The 6,341-nt window shown below is 64.9% G+C and carries 5 protein-coding genes; 1 reads left to right on the top strand and 4 read right to left on the bottom strand.

Going from position 1 to position 6,341, the window contains the following annotated elements:
• The coding region (locus tag Amac_RS46860; protein WP_218041700.1) for an AfsR/SARP family transcriptional regulator at positions 1-1,034 on the bottom strand (1,034 nt) is incomplete at its 3' end.
• A 470-nt stretch (positions 1,035-1,504) separates the two neighbouring features.
• Here Amac_RS46860 and Amac_RS46855 point away from each other — a divergent pair.
• Positions 1,505-2,149 (top strand): polysaccharide deacetylase family protein, encoded by a 645-nt coding sequence (locus Amac_RS46855; protein WP_218041699.1) that lies wholly within the window; start codon positions 1,505-1,507, stop codon positions 2,147-2,149.
• A 208-nt stretch (positions 2,150-2,357) separates the two neighbouring features.
• Here Amac_RS46855 and Amac_RS46850 read toward each other — a convergent pair whose 3' ends face one another.
• The 3 genes from Amac_RS46850 to Amac_RS46840 all read right to left on the bottom strand — a co-directional run bounded on the left by Amac_RS46850 (position 2,358) and on the right by Amac_RS46840 (position 6,320).
• Positions 2,358-3,374 carry an acyltransferase family protein gene (locus Amac_RS46850; protein WP_281356411.1) on the bottom strand — a complete coding sequence of 339 codons (1,017 nt, stop codon included), beginning with the start codon at positions 3,372-3,374 and terminating at the stop codon, positions 2,358-2,360.
• 445 nt (positions 3,375-3,819) lie between these two features.
• On the bottom strand, positions 3,820-4,476 hold the full coding sequence (locus tag Amac_RS46845; RefSeq protein WP_155348067.1) for an NUDIX hydrolase: 657 nt from the start codon (positions 4,474-4,476) through the stop codon (positions 3,820-3,822).
• Positions 4,477-4,502: 26 nt separating this feature from the next.
• Complete coding sequence (locus Amac_RS46840; protein ID WP_155360917.1) at positions 4,503-6,320, bottom strand: DUF4434 domain-containing protein; 1,818 nt, start codon at positions 6,318-6,320, stop codon at positions 4,503-4,505.
• Between the last annotated feature and the right edge of the window lie 21 nt (positions 6,321-6,341).

Here is a 6,341-nt window from a genome sequence, read left to right as displayed (position 1 = left end):
CGCCTAGAGCCTGCCCCACCGAACCGAGGGTCTTGCTGGGATTCCGTCCCACCGGACCGAGGGTCTTGAGCTCCATGCCTGAGGTCCCGAGCCCCATGCGGGGAATCCGACCCACCGAACCCGGGATCCTGACCCCCACGCCTAGAGCCTGCCCCACCCAACCGAGGGTCTTGAGCTCCATGCCGGGAGTCCGGTCCACCGGCTCCGGGGTCCTGGAATCCATGGCGTGGGTCGGGCAGCCTGAGGTGGGGGTCTTGCAGTCGGAGGCGTTGGTCGGGGCTGGTCCAGCCGAGGGTGGTGTCGTCGGCGCGGAGGACGGCCTCGTGGATGGCGCGGAGTTCTGGGCCGGGTTCGATGCCGAGTTCTTCGACGAGGAGGTCGCGGCCGCGTTGGAAGATTGTCAGGGCTTCTGCCTGCATGCCGAGGCGGTAGAGGGCGATCATCAGCTGGCCGCGGAGCCGTTCGCGGGTGGGGTGTTCACCGACCAGCGAGCGGAGTTCGGCCACGATCTCGGATTCGGCGTTCCTGGCCAGATCGGTGGTGATTCGTTCCTCGATGGCTGAAAGGCGCATCTCCTCCAGGCGGGTGGCTTCGGCTCGCAACGCTTCCCCGAGGCCCCCAAGAGCCTCTCCGCGCCACAATCCGAGCGCCGCCACGAACGAGCCGCTGGCGCCCTCCAGATCCCCCGCAGCCGCCCGGCGCCGCCCTTCCGCGACAAGTGCCTCAAACTGCTCGGAATCCAGCTCTCCAGGCCGCGTACGGACGACATAACCCGGCGCCCGCGTCTCGATCACCTCGCCTCGTCCGGCGGCGAGCAACTCCTTGCGCAACGCTGAAACGTACGTCTGGATGAGCGAGGGCGCGCTGCCTGGAGGCGACAGCGGCCACAGGATGTCGATGAGCCGGTCCACCGAGACGACTCGCCCGGATTCCAGCAGGAGAGCGGCCAGTAACGTGCGCGGTTTCGGGCCCCCCAGCTGCAGGCTGCGCACCCCGTCCCACACCTCGACGGGCCCCAGTACTCGAAACTCCACCGTCTCTCCCAGCCATCAGCAGTGGGGACGCGCGGACACGAACAAGAGCGGTATGGATCAAATCGCACCACGTCATCAGACGCAAGGAAATCCTGAAAGATCGCCAATGTGACCGCATACGGTGACGAACACGAAACCCTCCACCGTGACGAAGGCGCAACCCCGAACCGTGACTGGCGTGAAGCCCCGAACCGTGACTGACGCGGAACCGCCAACCGTGACAGGTGTTAAACCGCATGCGGTGACGAACGTTAAGATGCGGCACCATGCGGTTGATCGCCAGAAATGTCAAAGTTGCCGATGTTGCCCGAGTTGCCGGGTTCATGAAGGTTGCAAGGATCGCGAGGGTCGCGAGGATAATGAGCAGCGCTCGGGGCAGGTGGACCAGCCGCGTCCGAAATGCGAAGATTGCACGATTTTCCCGGGTTGCGGTTGCCGCGATCTGCACCTTATGTGTTGCGAGCCTGCTCATGCCGCCGGCGACCGCCCAGGCGGCCAAGCCGTACTGCGAGCGATACAAGTGCATCGCGCTGACGTTTGACGACGGCCCTTGGCCGTACACCCCCGAGCTGCTGGACACCCTCAAGAAGTATCAAGCCAAGGCGACATTTTTTGTGCTCGGCCGGAAGGTCGCCAACCGTCCCGAGATGATGCAGCGCATGGTCAAGGAAGGGCACGAGGTCGGGAACCACACGTGGGATCATCCCAGCCTGACCACGCTCTCGGACGAGGAGATCGTCGCTGAGATCACCAGCACCCAGGAAGTGATCCACGAGACCATCGGCCTGTGGCCGACCATGATGCGCCCGCCGTCCGGAGCCACCAACGCCCGAGTCGGCGCGCGGATGGCCGAACTCGGCCTGCCGCAGATCATGTGGACCGGCTCCACCCTCGACTGGCAGGCCAGAAACCAGAAGATCATCACCGCCCGCACCCTCAAACTGGCCAAGCGCAACGGCGTGATCCTTCTGCACGACATCGTCCCCGAGACCGTCAAGTCGATGCCCGCCGTCCTGAAAACCCTCAAGAAGCGCGGCTACAAGTTCGTCACCATCTCAACCCTGCTCGGCAACCGCAAACTTGCCCCCGGCGAGGTCTGGCCCAAAAAGAAGTGATTTTCCCCCCCACCCAGCCCTTTGATTACCCTCGGGCTCCGCCCGCCCCCGCCGGTACGCCCTCTCGGGGCTCCGCCCCATTCCCGCTGGGTGGGGGAACCCCGCGTACTGGATGGAACGACGGCCGAAGACGTGACCCGGACGAAGCTGAACCCCGGGCAAGGGAGCGACCAGAATAAGCGCGAAAAATGCGCTCAGACGAAGTGACTCAGGTGTCGGCCCGTAGTGAGCGGGCCAGGGCTGACTTCAATCGTGGCTGCAGTGGCACCTCGATCAGCCGATAGACCAGCCACGCCACCCCCAGCACAACTCCGAGCACCAGCGGTAACGTCACCCGATTCCCCAGAACCGGATGCAGCCACTGGATCAACAGAAACCCGACATGGTGGTGGAACAGGTACAGCGGATACGTCAGTGCGCCCAGCACCGTGAACCACTTCCAGTCCAGCCCCTCCAGTTTTCCGAGGGCCACCAGGATCATCACCAGGAAGATCAGTGAGATCACCCCGACCACCAGCGCCGACCCCAGCGCCTCCCCGAACCTGACCACCGCCGGCGGACGCTCTCCCAGCGCCTGAATCAGCCCGATGGTCCACGCCACCCCCACGAACAGCCACGGCAGCAGCGACCCGCCGAACCGGTAGATCAGGAACAGCGCCATCCCCGCGATGAAGTACGGCGCGCTGAACTGCACCAACACCACCTTGAGCACGCTGATATCCAGCCGCTCCCCCACCAGCAGCAGAAACACCCACCCGGCCATGAACCCCAGGCAACGCCTATAGGTGATCCCCACCGCCGCGAAACACCCGATCATCACGTAGAAGACAAGCTCCTGCCAGAGCGTCCAGTACACGATCTCAAGATCACGAATCTTCATCCCATGCTGAAGCATGGTCAGATTAGCCAGCAGCTCCGACAACGTCGGCCGATGATCAGTGACCCACCCCGCCAGCGCGAGCGCCCCCAGCACGATCACACTCGCCCAGTACGCCGGATACAACCGCGCAATCCGCGAAGCCGCGAACTCCCCCGTGGTCCGCCCCCACGCACTCATCAGGATCACAAACCCGCTGATCATGAAGAACAACCGCACGCCGTACGCCCCGAAGACGCTGACCGCGCTCAACCCCGGAAACGCATTGGGAGTCCCCCACGCCCGCGTCTCCACGAAGTGAAACAGAACCACCCCAAGCGCCGCGACAAACCGCAGCAGATCAAGCACACGCAGCCGCTGGCGAACCGGAGGTTCAACGGCCAGGGTTTCCGCGATAGCCGCCGAAGACGGAGGCGCCGAGATCAGCACATGGGCGAATATATCCTGAGAAAACCCTGGGAGATCGCATTCTGTCCCATTCGGGTACGGACGTCACACCCGCACCATCAGCGGATGCAACAACACCGCAGGTCCACGCCGGTAGAGCAGGGCCGAAACCCCCATCCGCACCATCAGTGGCCGCGACAACACCGCAGATCCACACCGGTCGAGCAGCGCCGGGCGCCCCCATCCCCCCCTCACACCCGCAACATCGGAGGATGCAGCAACACCGCAGATCCAGGCCAGTAGGGCAGCGCAGAACCCCCACCCGACCCCACACCCGCACCATCAGCGGACGCGACAACACCGCAGGTCCACACCGGTCGAGCAACGCCGGACGCCCCACCCCACGTCACACCCGCAACATCGGAGGATGCAGCAACACCGCAGGTCCGCGCCGGTAGAGCATCGCCGGGCGCCCCCCATCCCGCGTCGTCGTCCGCCCGGTCGGGATCAGGAACCCCTCGGTCTTCGTCACCTTCCGGTGGAAGTTGCGAGGATCGAGCTGCCGCCCCCACACGATCTCATACACCCGCCGCAGTTCCGCCACCGTGAACTCTTCCGGGCAGAACGCCGCCCCCAGCGAGGTGTACTCCAGCTTGGCCCGAGCCCGCTCGATCCCATCCAGCACGATCCGCCGGTGATCGAACGCCATCGCCGTCAACGACGACACCGCCTGCCAGCTCATATGCGCCTCAGTCGAGGCCGGCAAATCCGGAGCCAACCCCAGATACGCCACGCTCACCACACGCTGCCGAGGATCCCGATCCGGATACCCATACGTCTTGAGCTGCTCCAGATGCACCGGAGCTCCGGGCAGCCCGGCCCGCTCGGCCAGGACCCGGGCGGCCGCCGCGGGCAGGTCCTCCTCCAGTTGAATGAACCCGCCCGACAACGCCCACAAGTCGTTGTAGGGCGCGCGATCCCGTCGCCACACCAGCGCGCTGAGCTGCTGAAATCGCACGGTGAGCACAACGAGATCCACGCTGACGGGAATACGCGGGACCATGTCAGGCACGTTACACGCTGAATGGATCACTCGTGGCGGTAGTAAACAGGCTCGGCCGCCTTGCGTCCGTCGGCGGAGGTGACCTCGACGCGAACCCACGTGTCCTTGGGCACGGACTCCCAGTCCACGGGGATCCAGACCCGCCCGACCGTGCTGGGCAGATCCGCCATCGGGCTGCCGTCGAACCACCCGACGGTGGCCGAGTCGACTACGCGCGGAGTCTCCAAACCGGGCCAGCTCAACGTGACCTTGGCGTCCTGCATGTGGTAGCCCCGAATTTCCAGCCCATCCTGGATCTGCCGCTCTTCCCGCACCGCCTGGATCGCCACCGGCCTATCCCAGTCCCGGGCAATCTCCTCAGAAAGCGACGGCGACCCACAGGTATAGAAATCCGTCCACATATACGAAATGATCTTCGACACGTACGGCCCCACGAGCGTCACCGCCGTGTCCATCCGAGGCTTGTCCGTACGCCCCCGGGACCCCTGCGTCCCACACCGTTCCGTGGCCGACGGCTCGAAGGACTCGACGTTGGCCCACAACTGGACCTCAACACCCTCGTCCAGCAGCTCCTTACGAGCCTGCGCCATCTCCCGGTAGTACTCGCGCGTGCCACCGTAGTAAGCGGTGTTGTACGTGCTCTCCCCCACCACCGGCTTCAACCGCTCATCGACCGGCTGGTTCTTCCAGTTGGGCCAGAATAATCCGCCCTTGCCCGTCCCCCGGCCGTCCTGCGGGGCGATGATCCCCACCCCGGTCCTGGCCAGCGCCTTGAACCCACTCTTCACCTGCTTCGGCGTCGAGGTGTACCCCACCCGCCGCCGCGCGTCCAGATACGGACTCACCAGGATCGGCTTCCCCGGCAATTCCTGCTCCACGATCCGATGCTGCTCCGCGTACACCTGGAGCGTCGGCACGTTCTCCGGCTCAGCCCAATCCCGGATTTGTAACTCAAACGGCTGATAAACCCCCCCAAGCGACTCCCGCCCGGCGTGCCGGTCGCCATAATCCTGGAGAATTCGCCGGGTCAAAGTCGTGAGCGTACCGACATGCCGGGGATTCGCCCTCGTCGTCCCGGTCGGATCGCGCGGAGCCAGCGGCAGCGCGGGAAAGACCTTGATCCCGAACCGGTCCCCCAGATCGAGCAACTCGGTCAGGCTGTCAGTCGTCCCGGCGGACACCAGGATCAGATGGTAAGCCTTGCCCTTGGACGTGAAATCGCAGGTCGCGTCGTCAGACCCATCCTCGGACGCGAGCAGGCGGTAGAAGACCTTGTCCCCGATCACGATCTTGCGTTCCATCGCCGGGCACCGGAACACCCCGTCCCCATACTGCTCATCCGTGCGATAGGTGAAGTTCCAGCTGATGCGATTTCCCGGATTGGCCGCCTTCAAATCGTTCTCGGCCGCCTTCACGCAGGGCACCCCGTTCTCCACGCAGAACGCATACCGCTTGTCCGCCAGCGGATCCTTACCCTCAGCGGTGACCTGGTCGAGAATCCACCCCTCGGGGCTGACCTGCCGCGGCGAGAGCCCGAACCCGATCCGGACCACGGTGTCGCCGCCCAGATGGTGGATGGCCTCCAGCTGCCGCCGCCAGTTACACCGATCCGTCGTGGGCAGGACCCAGTAGCCCGTGATCGAGTACGGCGTCGTCACATTCGTGTCGAACGTTCCACACGGATCGGTGAATTCGTTCTCTTTCACCGACTCGCTCGGCTTCGGCGAGGAGGGCGCGCTATTGCCCACGTTCGCGGCGCGAGGTTCCGGCTCGTTGAGCGCGACCACGACGGACGCGACACCGCCGAGAATCGCGACGCCCAGGATCAGAGCCAGCCAACGCAAACCGTCACCCCTGACATATTC

It is taken from the genome of Acrocarpospora macrocephala, from assembly GCF_009687865.1.
In the GTDB taxonomy this organism is placed as follows: domain Bacteria; phylum Actinomycetota; class Actinomycetes; order Streptosporangiales; family Streptosporangiaceae; genus Acrocarpospora; species Acrocarpospora macrocephala.
The sequence above is the reverse complement of the archived record's forward strand: the minus strand, read 5'-3'. Positions and strand labels throughout refer to the sequence as shown.

Excerpts from the sequence above, each read along its gene's own strand:
- Amac_RS46855 (WP_218041699.1), top strand. The coding sequence starts at position 1,505 with ATGCCGCCGGCGACCGCCCAGGCGGCCAAGCCGTACTGCGAGCGATAC.
- Amac_RS46845 (WP_155348067.1), bottom strand. The coding sequence starts at position 4,476 with ATGGTCCCGCGTATTCCCGTCAGCGTGGATCTCGTTGTGCTCACCGTG.